The sequence below is a fragment of the Rhizobium giardinii bv. giardinii H152 genome, from assembly GCF_000379605.1.
GTDB lineage: Bacteria > Pseudomonadota > Alphaproteobacteria > Rhizobiales > Rhizobiaceae > Pararhizobium > Pararhizobium giardinii.
On the sequence record NZ_KB902646.1, the window covers coordinates 55,987 to 72,401 of the forward strand.

The 16,415-nt window shown below is 60.1% G+C and carries 18 protein-coding genes; 16 read left to right on the forward strand and 2 right to left on the reverse strand.

Annotated features, from left to right (window positions below):
* Nucleotides 1-61: 61 nt before the first annotated feature.
* The 5 genes from minC (at nt 62) to A3AY_RS37050 (ending at nt 2,967) form a co-directional block, all read left to right on the forward strand.
* On the forward strand, nt 62-793 hold the full coding sequence (gene minC / locus A3AY_RS0113185; RefSeq protein WP_026203396.1) for a septum site-determining protein MinC: 732 nt from the start codon (nt 62-64) through the stop codon (nt 791-793).
* A 32-nt stretch (nt 794-825) separates the two neighbouring features.
* Nucleotides 826-1,641: a septum site-determining protein MinD gene (minD, locus tag A3AY_RS0113190; protein ID WP_026203397.1), complete on the forward strand. Its 816-nt coding sequence runs from the start codon at nt 826-828 to the stop codon at nt 1,639-1,641.
* Nucleotides 1,638-1,901, forward strand: coding sequence for a cell division topological specificity factor MinE (gene minE / locus A3AY_RS0113195; RefSeq protein ID WP_018326136.1), 264 nt, complete (start codon nt 1,638-1,640; stop codon nt 1,899-1,901). Before minD ends, minE begins: the two co-directional genes overlap by 4 nt.
* Nucleotides 1,902-2,247: 346 nt before the next feature.
* Nucleotides 2,248-2,454 (forward strand): glycerophosphodiester phosphodiesterase, encoded by a 207-nt coding sequence (locus tag A3AY_RS41480; RefSeq protein ID WP_162709220.1) that lies wholly within the window; start codon nt 2,248-2,250, stop codon nt 2,452-2,454.
* Between the two features lie 84 nt (nt 2,455-2,538).
* Nucleotides 2,539-2,967, forward strand: a complete 429-nt coding sequence (locus A3AY_RS37050; RefSeq protein ID WP_018326137.1) for a hypothetical protein — start codon at nt 2,539-2,541, stop codon at nt 2,965-2,967.
* 322 nt (nt 2,968-3,289) lie between these two features.
* Here A3AY_RS37050 and A3AY_RS0113210 read toward each other — a convergent pair whose 3' ends face one another.
* Entirely contained in the window at nt 3,290-4,009 is a 720-nt protein-coding gene (locus tag A3AY_RS0113210) for a GntR family transcriptional regulator (RefSeq protein ID WP_040668691.1), read from the reverse strand.
* A gap of 295 nt (nt 4,010-4,304) precedes the next feature.
* Between A3AY_RS0113210 and A3AY_RS0113215 the strand changes: the two genes are divergently transcribed.
* Genes A3AY_RS0113215 through A3AY_RS0113245 form a run of 7 tightly spaced genes read left to right on the forward strand, consistent with a single transcriptional unit; the run spans nt 4,305 to nt 10,818 of the window.
* On the forward strand, nt 4,305-5,435 hold the full coding sequence (locus A3AY_RS0113215) for a BMP family ABC transporter substrate-binding protein (RefSeq protein ID WP_018326141.1): 1,131 nt from the start codon (nt 4,305-4,307) through the stop codon (nt 5,433-5,435).
* 16 nt (nt 5,436-5,451) lie between these two features.
* Nucleotides 5,452-6,600 carry an ABC transporter permease gene (locus A3AY_RS0113220; protein WP_018326142.1) on the forward strand — a complete coding sequence of 383 codons (1,149 nt, stop codon included), beginning with the start codon at nt 5,452-5,454 and terminating at the stop codon, nt 6,598-6,600.
* Nucleotides 6,600-7,526 (forward strand): ABC transporter permease, encoded by a 927-nt coding sequence (locus A3AY_RS0113225; protein WP_018326143.1) that lies wholly within the window; start codon nt 6,600-6,602, stop codon nt 7,524-7,526. Before A3AY_RS0113220 ends, A3AY_RS0113225 begins: the two co-directional genes overlap by 1 nt.
* An 11-nt stretch (nt 7,527-7,537) precedes the next feature.
* Nucleotides 7,538-8,257 carry a biuret amidohydrolase gene (gene biuH, locus A3AY_RS0113230; RefSeq protein WP_018326144.1) on the forward strand — a complete coding sequence of 240 codons (720 nt, stop codon included), beginning with the start codon at nt 7,538-7,540 and terminating at the stop codon, nt 8,255-8,257.
* Nucleotides 8,254-9,804 carry an ABC transporter ATP-binding protein gene (locus tag A3AY_RS0113235; protein WP_018326145.1) on the forward strand — a complete coding sequence of 517 codons (1,551 nt, stop codon included), beginning with the start codon at nt 8,254-8,256 and terminating at the stop codon, nt 9,802-9,804. Before biuH ends, A3AY_RS0113235 begins: the two co-directional genes overlap by 4 nt.
* Entirely contained in the window at nt 9,804-10,472 is a 669-nt protein-coding gene (locus tag A3AY_RS0113240; protein ID WP_018326146.1) for a cysteine hydrolase family protein, read from the forward strand. Before A3AY_RS0113235 ends, A3AY_RS0113240 begins: the two co-directional genes overlap by 1 nt.
* The gene (locus A3AY_RS0113245) at nt 10,465-10,818 is read left to right on the forward strand and encodes a cupin domain-containing protein (RefSeq protein WP_018326147.1); all 354 of its coding nucleotides are present in this window, start codon (nt 10,465-10,467) and stop codon (nt 10,816-10,818) included. The genes A3AY_RS0113240 and A3AY_RS0113245 overlap by 8 nt, the downstream gene beginning before the upstream one ends.
* Nucleotides 10,819-11,002: 184 nt before the next feature.
* Here the strand turns inward: A3AY_RS0113245 and A3AY_RS0113250 are convergent, their stop codons facing one another.
* Entirely contained in the window at nt 11,003-12,073 is a 1,071-nt protein-coding gene (locus A3AY_RS0113250; RefSeq protein WP_040668671.1) for a LacI family DNA-binding transcriptional regulator, read from the reverse strand.
* A gap of 223 nt (nt 12,074-12,296) precedes the next feature.
* Here A3AY_RS0113250 and A3AY_RS0113255 point away from each other — a divergent pair, with 223 nt between their 5' ends.
* The 4 genes from A3AY_RS0113255 to A3AY_RS0113270 all read left to right on the forward strand — a co-directional run bounded on the left by A3AY_RS0113255 (nt 12,297) and on the right by A3AY_RS0113270 (nt 16,412).
* Nucleotides 12,297-13,250 carry a sugar phosphate isomerase/epimerase family protein gene (locus tag A3AY_RS0113255; protein WP_018326149.1) on the forward strand — a complete coding sequence of 318 codons (954 nt, stop codon included), beginning with the start codon at nt 12,297-12,299 and terminating at the stop codon, nt 13,248-13,250.
* A 61-nt stretch (nt 13,251-13,311) separates the two neighbouring features.
* Nucleotides 13,312-14,544 carry an ABC transporter substrate-binding protein gene (locus tag A3AY_RS0113260; protein ID WP_026203399.1) on the forward strand — a complete coding sequence of 411 codons (1,233 nt, stop codon included), beginning with the start codon at nt 13,312-13,314 and terminating at the stop codon, nt 14,542-14,544.
* Nucleotides 14,545-14,640: 96 nt separating this feature from the next.
* Nucleotides 14,641-15,528: a carbohydrate ABC transporter permease gene (locus A3AY_RS0113265; RefSeq protein WP_018326151.1), complete on the forward strand. Its 888-nt coding sequence runs from the start codon at nt 14,641-14,643 to the stop codon at nt 15,526-15,528.
* A complete protein-coding gene (locus A3AY_RS0113270) occupies nt 15,528-16,412 on the forward strand; it encodes a carbohydrate ABC transporter permease (protein WP_018326152.1) in 885 nt (294 codons plus the stop codon). The genes A3AY_RS0113265 and A3AY_RS0113270 overlap by 1 nt, the downstream gene beginning before the upstream one ends.
* The last annotated feature ends 3 nt before the right edge of the window (nt 16,413-16,415 follow it).

Genomic DNA, 16,415 nt, shown 5'->3' on the forward strand with positions numbered 1-16,415 from the left:
CCCCGTTAACTTTTTGTTAACCGTGAATCATCTAAATATCGAGAACGAAAAATTAACGAAGATTACCGAAGTGTTAACAGAAGCTCGTTCGATTCGAATCAAGGGCCGCTCATTCTTGGCTCTAATGCTTTCTCCGGAAAACCCTCTCGACGAATGGCTCGGTCGGCTTGACGATCTCGCAGGACGTTCGGCGGGATTCTTCCTGGAACGACCCATCGTGCTCGACGTTGCCGAACTGGAGATCGACCGGCCGCAACTCAAGGATCTGCTCGGCGCGCTCGCAAAACGCAATGTGAGGGTCATGGGCATCGAGGGCGGCCGGCCGTCACACTTCGAACCTGGCATGCCGCCGGCGATGAGGGGCGGGCGACCGGCACCGGATATCGAGGTTCCGACGGACAAGCCCGGCGCTGCGACTGAATCGACGATCGTCGTTCGCCCCGAAGCACAGATCGTTAGAGCCCCGGCGTCGATGATCGTCAGGGAACCCGTGCGTTCCGGACAATCGGTGATCTTTCCCGAAGGTGACGTCACGGTCATCGGCTCAGTCGCGTCCGGCGCGGAGATTATCGCGGGCGGGTCCGTACACATCTACGGCGCACTCAGAGGGCGGGCGTTGGCCGGCTCCGTTGGTAACCCCGAAGCACGCATTTTCTGCCGGAGGCTTGAAGCGGAACTTCTGGCGATTGATGGAGTGTACAAGACCGCCGATGACATGGCGCCTGAGCTTCGCGGGCAGGCGGTGCAGCTCTGGCTAGACAGCGATTCGATCATGGCGGAGAGACTAAACTGAGCCGGCTGCCGGCCAGCAACAGGAGCGGGAATATGGCGAAAGTAGTTGTTGTTACATCAGGCAAGGGCGGCGTCGGAAAGACGACCTCAAGCGCGGCTCTCGGGGCAGCGTTGGCACAGCGCAACGAGAAGACCGTCGTAGTCGATTTCGACGTCGGCCTTCGCAATCTGGATCTCGTGATGGGGGCCGAGCGCCGGGTCGTCTACGACTTGGTCAACGTGATCCAAGGCGACGCGAAACTTCCCCAGGCCCTGATAAGGGACAAACGCCTCGATACGCTCTTCCTGCTACCCGCATCGCAAACCCGCGACAAGGACAGCTTGACGCCGGAGGGCGTTGAACGCGTAATGAACGACCTGAAGAAGCACTTCGATTGGGTCATCTGCGACAGCCCGGCCGGAATCGAGCGCGGCGCGACACTAGCCATGCGCCATGCGGACGTTGCTGTCGTTGTCACCAACCCCGAAGTTTCGTCGGTGCGCGATTCTGACCGCATAATTGGACTCCTCGACGCCAAGACAGAGAAGGCCGAGCGCGGTGAGCGGATCGAGAAGCACCTGCTACTCACCCGCTATGACGCCGTCCGTGCCGAGCGGGGCGACATGTTGAAGGTCGACGATGTCCTCGAGATCCTGTCGATCCCATTGCTCGGCATCGTTCCCGAAAGCATGGATGTGCTCAGGGCATCGAATATCGGTGCACCGGTCACGCTGGCCGATAGCCGCTCCGCTCCGGCGCTCGCCTATCTCGATGCAGCCCGTCGGCTTGCGGGCGAGACCGTGCCGATGACCATCCCTGGTGAAAAGCGCGGCCTCTTGGGTAAAATTTTTGGACGGAGGGCAGCATGAGCATTTTTCGTTTCTTCCGTAAGCAGAGTTCCGCCCCGACGGCGCGAGAACGCTTACAGGTCCTTTTGGCTCACGAGCGCGCTTCGGTCGGTCAATCGGACCTGGTGGCGATTCTCAGAGAGGAGATTCTCGCCGTGATTGCAAAGCATGTCGAGATAGACGATGAGAGGGTGATCGTAAAAATGGAACGTGGCGAGACCGTCACTACCCTTGAAGTTGATATCGAGATTCCAATAGCAGCCGACGTTCGCGCGGCTTGAAAAGCCTGAGCATGGGTCGAGGCTGCCAGTCAAAACGACCGCTGCCGGAACTGTCATAAATAACCACGGTTTCGGCAGCGCAGTGTCCGAGCGATCAGGACAAGAAATCCCGGCGATCAAGCTGGCTATGGTCACGGTCAGGATGGTGATCGTGAAGCCGTTCAGGCCATCAATGATGGCGACTGTTATTTGGCCGCCTCATTCGGGCCGACAGGACCTTAGAGCCGAGCTGCGCCTGTTTCGACGCTGTTCATCGTTTGTGCGGCACCAGTCGATCGAGGTGACAAGATATGGTTATCGGGAGCACGTTTAACAAAGCTTCCGCTTACGCTTGAATGGTGGACCTTTGCCAGCAATCATAGCACACCGCGGCTATTCGGCCGCTTATCGTGAGAATTCCCCTGCGGCGTGGCAGGGTGCCATCGAAGCGGACGCCGATGTCATAGAGATCGATGTCAGGCGGTCAACAGATGGCATTTTCGTTTGCTGCCATGATGCCGATCTCAAAATCGCGGGATATTCTGGTCTAATCAAACATATGACCGTTGCTTAGATTTCGGAGTTCTCGGCGGGAGGGCATCCCGCGGCGCCACGTCTCGACGAGGCATTTTCCGTTATATAACCAGCGACGGCGATATTGTTCGACGTGAAGGATGAGAGCCACATCGCATTGTTGGAACTTCACGAATATAGGCATTTATTCTCCGAGCACCGTCTGATCTTCGGTCTTCATAGCCTGGAAGCGGTTAGAACTCTTCGTTCCTTAGGTGACGCTGAAATCTTGGGGCTATTGAATGGCGAAGAGGCTGAGGATGAGGTCTTCTTTGATGCTGGGGGAAATATCCTGCGACTGTGGGAAAACATGACCACAGACAAGCGCGCTTGCAACCTTCAAGACCGAGGTCACGAATTGTGGATGACCGCGGGGGGATGGGGGACAGGCCGAGAGGTCGGCGAGTTCGACGCGGGTAACATACGCAGTTATCTTGACGCCGGCATTAGTGGCTTTCTTGTAAATGATCCGAAAGTTGCTCGAGTTGCTCTTGGTCCCTGCGACCCTGGGTAGGCAAAATAGAAACCCGTCCCGTGGCACTTGGTTCGATGAATTGCCCGCGTAGGTAGCGAGCTTCTAGCGCTCACCAACCTTGTGGCATCTGCAACAAAATTCGGCTGATCTCCTTGATCCGGTCGGTCAATGCCGTTTCCAAGCGCCGTCGAGACCGCTGGGAAATATTTCGCGGTTTTTTTTGGCGTTTTGGCAGGCTTGAGTGCAAAGGGTTTTGCGACTGCCATTGCGATCTTTTCGTAAAGGTTTTGAATATCGCTGAAGCATCGGTCCCACTCCCCGCCCCCAACCAGCCGTCTGCGGCCTCCGTGCAAGTCGGTGATCAAGGACGCTGGGCAGACTCCACGTCGCGTGCAAAAACAATACTGGCGTCACTAACAGTGGCGACATGGGCGTAAGCTGCGCGACTTGCGTTAACTGCATCTGCCCGCAAGATTGCTATGACGATGGCGTCGTGCTCTTCATAGGACCGTAGAAGGCGTCCGGGGAGGCGGAATTGAGCTCGGCGAAACGGGGCAAGGCGGGCGCGGGTTTGCGTCACCAATTCGAACACATGATCGTTGTGCGCGCCTCGATAGAGACGGGTGTGGAACTCAATGTTGTGAGCCTCATACTCGTCTTGCGCGCCGCGATGGACAAGCCGCGCCGACGCCTTGTGTTCGGATTCCAGCATTCTGCGTTCGTCCACCGTCATGCGTTCCGCCGAAAGGCGCGCGCAGATACCTTCAAGTTCCGCCATCGCCTCGAACATCGAAGCGAGGTGCTGTTGTGTAACATTGGTGACGACGGCGCTCTTGTTGGGTTCACGCCCGACGAGACCGATGGCGCAAAGTTGCCCGAGAGCTTCGCGCACGGGCGTTCGCGATACCTCGAAACGATTGGCCAGCGAAACCTCGTCGAGCCGCTCGCCAGGCTGCATAGTCCCGGTGATGATCAGATCGGCGATCGCTCGAACCATCTGCTCGACGGTTGTTCCGGACCGGATGACTTCTTTTTTTCTGGCGAGTTTCACGAGTCGAATCTGGTTCAATTTACACTGCATACAGATGCAACGCATGGGCATTATTGTCAATGCGCGCATTAAGCGCTTGAATATTCATGATTGTTTACGCGAATTTTGCCTGCCATTCGGCATTTTCGGTTTCGGGTGATGCTCAGGTTTTTCCTTTGCTTAAAATTAAATCAGTTTTCTATTATATTGCATACACTTTACGCGGAAAGGATCCTTGACAACAATCAACTCATTAAAAAGCAATATCTTATAGATTGGCACGCGCATTGCATGCAGTTTCCTGTGACCTTTTTTGAACCCGGCACCACGCCGCAAGGAGCCTGCCATGACCAAACTCCTTCCCATGAACCGCCGCAGCTTCCTGCAAACGACCGCGTCGGGCGCTGCCGCCCTCGGTCTTGCGCCGTCACTCTTTTCGACACCGGCCGCCGCCCAGGCTGCCCTGACTGTCGGCTTCATCTATGTCGGCCCCAAGGACGACTACGGCTACAACCAGGCGCACGCCGAGGGTGCTGCCGTGATCAAGGCGATGTCCGGCGTTACCGTGGTTGAGGAGGAAAATGTGCCGGAAACCGTCGACGTCCAGAAGACGATGGAATCGATGATCAACCTCGACGGCGCGAGCCTCGTCTTCCCCACCTCCTTCGGCTACTTCGATCCCCACATGCTCGAAATGGCCAAGAAATACCCCGACGTTCAGTTCCGCCATTGCGGCGGCCTCTGGAAAGAGGGCGTCAACCCAATGAATACCGGCTCCTATTTCGGCTACATTGGTCAGGGCCAGTATCTGAATGGCATCACCGCCGGCTATGCCTCCAAGAGCAAGAAGATCGGGTTCGTCGCTGCCAAGCCGATTCCGCAGGTTCTGCAGAACATCAACTCCTTCCTGCTTGGTGCCCGCTCGGTCGATCCGGCCATTACCTGCCAGGTCATCTTCACCGGCGAATGGTCACTGGCCGTCAAGGAGGCCGAGGCCACCAACGCGCTCGTCGACCAGGGTGCCGACGTCATCACCTGCCATGTCGATAGCCCGAAGGTGGTTGTTGAGACGGCCGCCGGCCGCGGCGCATTTGTCTGTGGCTACCATGCCAATCAGAGCCCGTTGGCGCCTGAGAAGTATCTCACCGGCTCCGAATGGGCCTGGGGCAATGTCTATACCGATTTCGTCAAAAAGGCGCAGGCCGGCGAGAAGCTTGGCAACTTCGTCCGCGGCGGCCTGAAGGACGGCTTCGTCAAGATGAGCCCGCTCGGTCCGGGCGTCTCGGAGGAAGCCCGCAAGAAATTCGATGCAACGCTCACCGAGATGATGGCCGGCAGCTTCTCCGTCTTCAAGGGGCCGATCAAAGACAACAAGGGAGGCGATGCCGTCACCGCCGGCCAGACCTTTGCGGAGGACGCGATCGAGCTGGAAAGCATGGCCTATCTTGTCGAGGGCGTCGTCGGCTCGACATCCTGAGAAATGGGAGAGCGCCATGACGATCGGAGTGAACACATCAACGCTTTCTCCATTATCCACCGATGCTCGCGGCCCCTCGCCTCTGCTTGAATGGCTAGCGCGACGGGCGGAACCGCTCGCGATCTCGCTTGGCGCGATCCTTGCCGGCCTGGCGCTCTTCTCTCTCTTCATACTGGTGGTCGGCAAATCGCCGGCCGACCTCTTCAGGCTGATGTATACCGGTGGCTTCGGTAGCTGGTTTTCCATCCAGAACAGCCTCAGCCGCGCGGCGCCCCTGCTGCTCACCGCGCTCTGCGTCGCGCTGCCCGCGCGGCTCGGCCTTGTCGTCATCGGGGGCGAAGGGGCGGTGGTGCTCGGCGGCGTCGCTGCAGCGGCCATCGCCCTGCCGCTGACGGCGTCCGTCCCGCCGATCGTCGTCGTCCCCCTAATGGCTTTTGCCGGTATGATTGCCGGTGGTATCTGGATCGGCCTTGCCGGTGTCCTGCGTCATTATCGCGGCGTCAACGAAACCATCGCCTCGCTGCTCCTCGCCTATATCGCAATTGCGCTGATGAACCATCTGATCGAGGGGCCGCTGCGCGATCCCGCCAGCCTCAACAAGCCCTCGACCGCACCGCTTCCAGCCGAATACATGCTTGGCAATATCCCCGGCATGGATGTCAACTGGGGCTTGGTGATCGGCATCGGCGCCTGCATGATCGCCTGGGTGCTGATTGAAGCGACAAGCTTCGGCTTTGCCGCCCGCATCGCCGGCGGCAATGTTCGCGCCGCCCAGATTCAAGGCTTGCCGGTCGGCCGGCTGATCGTCGGCTTTACGGCGCTTGCCGGAAGTTTTGCCGGATTGGCCGGCATGGTCGAGGTAGCCGCCGTTCAGGGCAGCGCCAATGCCTCGCTTGTCGCCGGCTACGGCTATACTGGTATCCTCGTCGCCTTCCTCGCCCGCCATAATCCGCTGGCGATCATCCCCGTCGCCATCCTGCTCGGCGGCATCGATGCCTCGGGCGGCCTGATCCAGCGCCGCATGGGTCTGCCGGATGCCACGGTACTCGTCCTTCAGGGCACATTGTTCGTGGTGATCCTGCTGTGCGAAACCCTCTATGGCCGCTTCAGGATCTTCAATCCCGACCTCTGGAAAATGCCTACCCTCAAAGCAAGGACCGCCTGATGGAAGACACCGGCATCGGCCTGTGGGGCGTGCCCCTCGCCATCTTCGCAGGCGCCATCCGCGTCTCGACACCCTTCATCTTCGTCAGCCTGGGGGAATCGATTACCGAGCGCTCCGGCCGCATCAATCTGGGGCTCGAGGGCACGCTCGTCTTCGGTGCGATGGCGGCCTACGCCATCGCCGTCATGAGCAACTCGCCCTGGCTCGGCGTTCTCGCCGCCATGGCGACGGGCGCGGTCTTCGGCCTCGTCCACGGCTGGATCTGCAAATTCCCGAGGGTCAACGACATTGCCATCGGCATCGCCATGATGCAGTTTGGCCTCGGCCTCGCCTTCTTTCTCGGCAAGCCCTTCATCCAGCCTGTCGCGCCACATCTCCCGTCCATTCCGCTCGGCGGCTGGTCGGATCTGCCGCAGATCCAGTCGGCGCTCAACATCAACGTGCTCTTCATCCTCGGCGCGCTTCTGTCGATGGTATTCTGGTGGGCCTTCAAGAACACCCGCGTCGGCCTCATCCTGCGCGTCGTCGGCGACAGCTCCGACGCAGCGCGCGCCATGGGTCTCAATCCGGATACCGTGCGGCTTCTGGCAACAGCCGTCGGCGGCTCGCTGGCAGCGGTCGGCGGCGCCTATCTCACGCTGTTTTATCCCGGCTCCTGGAACGAAGGCATCTCCTCGGGCCAAGGTCTGATGGCAGTGGCGCTGGTCATCTTCGCCCGGTGGAACCCGATCGGGTGCTTCCTCGCCGCCCTGCTCTTCGGCGGCGCCGGTGCTCTCGGTCCCGCCCTGCAATCGGTCGGCGTTACGCAGGGCTACTACCTGTTCTATGCCGCCCCTTACGTGCTCACCCTCGCCATCCTCGTCGCCACTTCCTCGCCCACCCGCTCGCTCGCAGGGGCACCCGGCGCCCTGTCGATCACGAAATAGGATATCCGGCCATGACCTCTCTTGCCGCAACTGCAATCCCTACCGGCGAAAACCTGAGCTACATCGACGCCGATCCCTATCCGTGGCCTTATAACGGCGCACTGCGTCCGGACAACACAGCGCTGATCATCATCGACATGCAGACGGATTTCTGCGGTCCCGGCGGCTATGTCGATCATATGGGCTACAGCCTCTCGCTCGTGCGTGCGCCGATCGAGCCGATCAGACAAGTCCTCGCCGCCATGCGCGCCAAGGGCTACCACATCATCCACACGCGCGAAGGCCACCGGCCCGACCTCGCCGATCTGCCCGCCAACAAACGCTGGCGCTCGCGGCGGATCAATGCGGGCATCGGCGATTTCGGGCCCTGCGGGCGCATCCTCGTTCGCGGCGAGCCCGGCTGGGACATCATTGACGAACTTTACCCGATCGAAGGCGAAACGATCATCGACAAGCCCGGCAAGGGCTCGTTCTGCGCCACCGACCTGGAACTGATCCTCAGCCAGAAGCGCATCGAAAACATCATCCTCACCGGCATCACCACCGATGTGTGCGTCCACACCACCATGCGCGAGGCAAACGACCGCGGCTTCGAATGCCTGCTGCTCGAAGACTGCTGCGGCGCCACCGACTACGGCAACCATCTGGCAGCGATCAAGATGGTGAAAATGCAGGGCGGCGTCTTCGGCTCTGTATCCAACTCCGAAAGTCTCGTGAGGCAATTGCCATGATCCAGATCCGCGACACACCGCTGCCCAGGGCTGGCAAGGCCGTGGGCATCCAGACGATCGGCATGACCATGCGCTTCGGCAGCTTCACGGCGCTCGACAATGTCTCGATCGACGTTCCTGCCGGCACGTTCCACGCGCTGCTCGGCGAGAATGGTGCGGGCAAATCGACGCTCGTCAAATGCATCATGGGCTTCTACCACCAGACCTCCGGCTCGCTGTCGGTCGATGGCCACGAGGTGTCTGTTCAGTCGCCAAAGGATGCCGCGACCTATGGGCTTGGGATGGTCTACCAGAATTTCACGCTGGTGCCGTCGCTGACTGGCGCCGAAAATCTGGTCATCAACCGCGCGCATGTGCCTGCCGTCATCAACTGGGCGAAGGAGCGCAAGGAGCTCGCCGCCTTCATGGAGCGCATGCCGTTCAAGATCCCGCTCGACCGGCCGGTCAGAGAGCTTGCGGCAGGCGAGAAGCAGAAGCTCGAAATCGTCAAGCAGCTCTATCTCGGCCGCAGCTTCCTCATTCTCGACGAACCGACATCGGTGCTGACGCCGGCCGAAGCCGACGAGATGCTCGGCCTGGTGCGCGGGATGACCGAGCGCGGCGAACTGACCGTACTCATGATCAGCCACAAGTTCCACGAAGTCACCAGGTTCACCGACGCGGTGACGGTTCTGCGACGCGGGAACATGGCGGGCAGCGGACTGGTCAAAGATCTCACCACCAAGGACATGGCAGCGATGATGATCGGCGACGTCAAGCTCGCCGAACTTGACACGCGCCTGCCGGTAGCAGGCGATGCCACGCCGATCCTCGTCGTCAGGGACGTCAAGGCCCCGGACCGTACCGGCCTGAAGATGATCGACATCGGTAACCTGACGGTGCGTGCCGGCGAGATCGTCGGCATCGCCGGTATTTCAGGCAACGGTCAGAAGGAGCTAACCGAAGTTCTGGCGGGCCAGCGCCCGCCGGAAGCCGGCAGCATCACCGTGAAAGGCTCGCTTTATGGCGCGACGCGGCGCGAAACACGCATCAACAATGTTCGCTTCATTCCGGAAGAGCCACTGAACAACGCCTGCGCGCCGAAAATGACCGTGACGGAAAACCTCGCTTTCCGCACCTTTGACGTGAAGAGAGAGGGCGGTGATGCGCTCTGGCTCGACATGAAATCGATGCGCAAGCGCGCAGCCTCGCTGATCTCGGATTTCAAGGTGAAGACGGCGTCGCATTCCTCGCCAATCGCGTCGCTCTCCGGCGGCAACGTCCAGCGCGCCGTGCTTGCCCGCGAACTGACCGGTGACGTCGACCTGCTGATCGTCTCCAATCCCTGCTTCGGCCTTGATTTCTCGGCCGTGGCCGAAATCCGGGCCCGCATCATGAAGGCGCGCAATTCCGGCACTGCCGTTCTGCTTCTCTCGGAGGATCTCGACGAACTGCTGGAAATGTCGGACCGGATCATGGTGATGTCGGACGGCAGGCTGGTCTATGAAACGCCGGCGCTCTCGGCCGACATATCCGTAATCGGCGCCCATATGGCGGGGCATCACTGATGGCGGAGATCAAGGCCGAACCGTTTGCCTTTCCCTTGAGGCGCGACAAGCTCGCACTGATCGTCATCGACATGCAGCGCGATTTCGCCGAACCCGGCGGCTTCGGCGAAAGCCTCGGCAACGATGTCAGCCGGATCATCAGGATCGTGCCGGATGTGAAGCGGCTGATCGCGGGATTTCGCAAGGCAGGTCTGCCGGTCGTCCACACCATGGAATGCCATCGCCCCGACCTCTCCGATCTGCCCCCCGCCAAGCGCAACCGCGGCAACCCGGCCTTGAAGATTGGCGACGAAGGGCCGATGGGCCGAGTACTGATATCAGGCGAACCCGGAACCGCGATCCTTTCCGAACTGGCGCCTGTCGAGGGCGAAATCGTTATCGAGAAACCCGGCAAGGGCGCCTTCTACGCAACTCCGCTTGGCGATCTCCTGAAGGCGCGCGGCATAGAGCAACTCGTCTTTGCCGGCGTAACCACCGAAGTCTGTGTTCAGACGACAATGCGCGAGGCCAATGATCGCGGCTATGAATGCCTGCTCGCCGAGGAGGCCACGGAAAGCTATTTTTCCGGGTTCAAGCAAGCCGCCATTGCGATGATCGTCGCCCAGGGTGCCATCGTCGGCTGGGTCGCCTCGATAGACGCCATAATGGAGGGGATAAGTCATGCCTGAAACGACACGCGAGAGCCTGACGGCCGGGGGATGGCGGACACTCCACTTCGAACCCTTCCGCGACGAGGTGACTATTCACTGGATCCAACGTTTCGAGGGCGACCAGCCGGGCGTGGCGCTGTTGAAGTACGAGGCCGGCGCATCCGTCCCGCGCCATCTGCATAGGGGGCTCGAAACGATCGTCGTGCTCGAAGGCACGCAATCGGACGAGGCCGGCGACTACGGCCCCGGCAGCCTTGTCATCAACAAGGAAGGCACCGAGCATTCCGTCTGGAGCGACACCGGATGCGTCGTGCTGATCCAATGGGACCGGCCGGTTAAAATCCTGCAAGAGGAGCTTGCTTGACGACGAACATGCATTCGATATCGGGCTTCCTGTACGCCGCTCGCGAGTAGCCAACCGCTCGGCACGCTCCTTCGTGCCGGCGCACCAGCTTTCGCTCCATTATCTGCCGGGCGAGTGCCAGCCACAACACAGTGGTTAGCCACCCGGCGTCCTCTTGCACAGGTCAGCGCCCTGCCGACTATACTCAGCTCTTTGGACCGGCCATGCTTTCCCGCAGAATAAGCTTGCTTCGGATAACGGTGCGCGTAGCGGGGCCGTTTTCCATCTGGCCAGTGGCGCCGAGCAGGATCGCCACTGCTGCCTGCCCCATCTCGTCCACCGGCTGTTCGATCGTCGAGAGAGAGGGAGAGCAGAATTCGCAGACTGGAGAGCCATCGAATGAGACGACGGACAGATCTTCTGGGATGCTCAATCCGGTCCGCTGTACACAACTGACAAACGATATGGCCATATCATCGCTTGTGGCGATCACCGCTGTCGGCTTATCAGTCAGCCGAGCAAAATCACTTGCGGCTTGGACGCCTATTTCGAACCCGTGCTGGTAGTCGAGATTGCCTCCGGAGCGCCGGACCGCTTCCGCAGTCAGCCCCGCCTGGTCCAAAGCCTCGACCACGCCGCCATAGCGCTCCACATCGTGATAATTGCCCTCGGGACCGGCGATGTAGAGAAACCGCCGATGCCCCAGCCGGATCAGTTCCGCCGTCGCGTCACGCACCGCCTCCCGGTCGTTTGTCACGACGCTCGGGAATCCTGCGTCACTCATGTCGAGCAGCATTGAGACGATCGGAAACCCGGCATTCGCAAGAGATCGCCCGTCGACTTCCGGAAGTTTCGAGGACAGGATGATGGCTCCACGAACCGTGCCGCCGAAGGCAAGATCTAGAATGTGCCGTTCAGAAACCTCGTCGCGGTCGAGGTTGGCGATCATCAGATTATGACCACCCTGGATCAGCGACCGGTTGATGCTCTGCAGTACCTGCGGGATGATCTGGGAGGCTCCATAATGCAGCGAGCCTGGCAGGATGATCATGATGATGTTGGATTTTCCGATCCTCAGGCCGCGCGCCATGGCGTTCGGAGTGTAGCCTAACTGCTTGGCTGCCGCGTCGATCTTGGCACGCGTCTTCGCGTTAACCCGTCCGGGATTGGCAAGCGCCCGGCTGACCGTGGAGATCGCAACGCCGGCAAGCCGCGCCACATCTGCCATCAACGGCCCTGATTGCTCCTCCCCGAGCATGTCTTGGTTTTTTCTCACGCTTCTTTTGTTCCTTCCGAATATGTCGCATGGAATTCTAGGCTAGCGGCCGCGCTATAGCAAACGATTGCCAAAAATCGCTTGCATAAAAAAACAGCTTGACTATCATTCAGCCACGGCAAACGTTTGCCAAAATGTATTGTATTGAAATTTCACGGTTTATTCGATGCAAGGCGATGCTTTGCAAGCGGCTGGGCCATGCCTTTCAGGAAAGGGGTTCGCTATGGCCAAGGGCGATAGGCTCTGCTTCGGCGTCGATCTCGTGACGTTCTTTCATCCCGGTTTCTTTGGCCTCCAAAGCCATGACGCAATCATCGAACATGCGCGCGCCGAACCGCATGCCTTTTGGGACAAGATTCTCGACGGCGCCGAGGCTTCCGGCGTGACCGGTGTCGAACTGACTTTCTCTCCCTTCAACTGGCAGGACGCGATCAAGACCTATGGTTCCGTCGACCGTTTCGGGGCAGAGCTGACGAAACGCGGCCTGACGCTGTGCAGTGGCTTCTTCGCGGAACTGGAAGCTGCGGGCGACTTCACGCAACAAGAGGCCCAGCGTGCTATCATCGACAAGGCGGAAAGATACGCTGACTTCCTGAAGGCTTGCAGCAGCGACATCATGGTGATCGGCGCACCGCTGCGTCAGACCCTCGGAGCTCAGCCGGCCATATTCCACGACTTCGACCGCGCCAAGGTGATCGCCGATTTCCTCAACCGGCTCGGCGCGATCCTTTATGCCCGGGGCGTCCGGCTCGCGCTCCACACCGAGGCCCATTCCATCTTTGCCGCAGCGCGCGACGTCGACCTGATGATGATGCTGACCGACCCCGCCTATGTGCACATGTGCCCGGATACCGCCCATATCATCGTCGCCGGCTCCGACCCGGTGCAGCTCGTCGATCGCCATCACGAACGCATGATCATCGCACATTGGAAGGATGCGATCGGTCAGATGCCCGCCGATACGCAGATCGACGAGCACATCCACGATCGTCATCAGGCCTATTTCTGTGGCTTCGGCCTTGGACGGGTTGACTGGCCCGCCTGGATCCGGCTGCTGCGCGACCGGGCCTATGCAGGCTGGGCAATTCTCGAACTCGATGCCGCGCCCGATCCGGTCCGCGACATTGCCAACGGGCTCACGCTCGTCCGTCAGGCGCTCCTGCCGGTCTATCGCTGAGGTTTACTCCCAAGAGCACCAATGCCCCGCCAAGAGGGCATTTTTTTCAAGAGGTGGAACAATGAAAAGCATGATGAAACTGTTACTAACCGGGGCCGTATTCGCTGGTATGTTTGCCCCGGCCCTCGCCGATGATAAGCCGACGATCGAGATCATGTCGTCCTGGACGTCGGGCGGCGAAGCGGCGGCGCTCGATATCATCAAGACCGAATTCGAGAAGCGCGGCGGCGTCTGGAAGGACTCCTCGATCGCCGGTTTCGGCGCCGCCGATGCCGCCTTCCAGAACCGTATCGTCGCCGGAGACCCACCTGGGGCCAAGCAGGGCGTCATCGGCCTTGCCGCCGCCGATTTCGTAGGCCAAGGCTTGTTCAATCCGATCGACGACGTGGCCGCCGCCGGCAAATGGGCGGATGCCCTGCCAAAATCGATCTACGACCTCATTTCCTACGACGGCAAGGTCTATCTTGCGCCAACCGGCGCCCATGGCGAAAGCTGGTTGTTCTATTCGAAGGAAGCCTTCGCAAGGGCTGGTATTGTGGAAGAGCCAAAGACCTGGGACGAATTCTTTGCCGGCCTAGACAAGCTGAAGGCTGCCGGCATCGTTCCGGTCGCGTGGGGCGGTCAGCCCTGGCAGCAGACAAAGGTCTTCAACATGATCCTGCTCTCTCAGGTCGGGATCGACGGCTTTCTGAAGATTTACGTCGACAAGGACAAGAGCGAGGCTTCCATCGAAGGCATCAAGAAGACCCTCGATATCTTCGGCAAGTTGCGCGGCTATGTAGATGACGGCGCGGCCGGCCGCAACTGGAACGACGCGACCGCCATGCTGATCACGGCCAAGGCCGGCGTGCAGTTCATGGGCGACTGGGCCAAAGGCGAATTCACAGTCGCCGGCAAGGAAGCGGGCAAGGACTATGGCTGTATGATCGTTCCGGAATCGCCGGGCATGGTCTATATCGCCGACTCCCTCTGGTTCCCCAAGACCGGGGATGCCGGGGCCGACAAGGCCCAGAAGCTGCTGGCAGAAGTTGTCATGGACCCGGCCATCCAGGTCGAATTCTCGCTCAAGAAGGGTTCCGTTCCGATGCGCGCCGACGTGGACAAGTCGAAGCTGGACGTTTGCGCGCAGAAGGGCCTCGAACTAATGACCGCCGACAATGTCGTACCGGATCAGGCGATCCTGCTGACGCCCCAGCAGGTCGGTCTACTCGACGACTTCGTCGACGAATATTGGAGCGGTGGTTCGAATGATATGGCGTCTGCGGCCGAAAACTTCTTCGCCATCTTCGAGTAAGATTGCGCCGGTGGCGTCGGCCTGGTCGCGACGCCACCGGCCGTCGCCTTGCGCGGCGGCGCGAGCCCTGCTTTCCATCCCTCAAAGAGCCGGCCAATGCCCATCAAACGCAAGCCTCATCTTTCCGCGACCTTCGCGCTGCTGCCGACATGGTTCGTCGCGGTCGTGGTGTTCATCGGCACCATGGCCTGGTCGATCCGTCTGTCGTTCACCAATTCCACGCTGTTCCCATCATCGACTTATGTCGGCTTTACCCAGTATGTGAAGCTCTTCTATTCCGCCAAGTGGCTCGCTTCACTGCAAAACGTCCTGATCTTCGGCGTTCTTTATGTGGCTGGCTGTCTCCTGCTCGGGTTTTTGCTGGCGGCTGCCCTCGATCGCAAGATCCGTTTCGAAAGCGCCTTCAGGACCATCTTCCTCTACCCCTATGCCATGTCGTTCGTGGTGACGGGTCTGATCTGGCAGTGGATGCTCAATCCGACGCTCGGCATTCAGGCGAGTGTGCGGTCGCTCGGCTGGGAAACCTTTGTCCTCGACTGGGTGGTCAATCGCGACATGGCGATCTATGCGCTGGTGCTGGCAGGCGTATGGCAGGGCGCAGGCCTTGTCATGGTCATTGCACTTGCCGGCATGCGCGGCATCGAGGCCGAGCAATGGAAGGCAGCGCGAATTGACGGCATCCCTGTCTGGCGGATTTATGTCTCGATCATACTGCCCCAACTCGGTCCGGCCCTGGCCGCCGCCGGCATGCTGCTCGCCATGGGCGTAATCAAGACCTACGACATCGTCGTTGCCATGACCAATGGCGGCCCGGGCAATTCGACGGAGGTGCCTGCGAAATTCATCATGGACAACCTTTTCGGGCGCCAGAACCTCGGCCTCGCCACGGCCGGTGCGACAGTGCTCGTCCTCGGCGTGATCACTGCGGTCGCCCCGTTCCGCTACGCGATCTACATGCGCAACAGAGCAAAGGGAGCAGCGTGATGGCACGTCTTCATCCGAACGGCCCGAGGCCGACGCAGATCACCGCTGGTCGCATCGGCCTCTATGCCTTCCTTTTTATCGCCGCACTTTTCTTCCTGCTGCCGCTCTACACAATGGTCGTCACCTCGCTGAAGACAATGAGCGAAATCCGGCTCGGACAGATCTTTTCCCTGCCGCAAACGCTTGACTTCTCTGCTTGGGCCACCGCCTGGTCGGGGGCCTGCATGGGAACCACCTGCGTCGGTATCCGCACCGGCTTCTGGAATTCGGTGGCGATCACCGTTCCGTCGGTCGCGCTCTCGGTCTTCGTCGGCGCTGTCAACGGCTACGCGTTGTCGCTCTGGCGGCCGCGCTGGGCAAACGTGCTCTTCGGTCTGCTGATGGCCGGCGGCCTCATCCCCTACCAGATCTTCCTTTATCCGATGGTCCGGGCGATGGCGAATGTCAGCCTCTACAATTCGCTCGCCGGTATCATCCTCGTTCATGTCATCTTTGGCCTGCCGCTGGTGACACTGCTCTTCCGCAACTACTTCGTCAGCGTGCCGGAAGAGCTCTGCAAGGCAGCCCGCGTCGATGGCGCCGGCTTCTGGCGCATCTTTTTCGAGATCATGCTGCCCATTGCCGTGCCGATGGTTGTCGTGGTCTCCATGCTCCAGTTCACGGGCATCTGGAACGATTTTCTGCTCGGTCTCGTCTTCGCCGGGCGCGACAACCTGCCGATGACTGTCCAGCTCAACAACATCGTCAACACCACCATGGGGGAGCGAAATTACAATGTGAACATGGCAGCGACCATTCTGACCGCCATCGTTCCGCTCGCCATATATTTCCTGTCCGGCCGCTGGTTCGTACGCGGCATCGCCGCCGGCGCAGTCAAGGGGTAACAC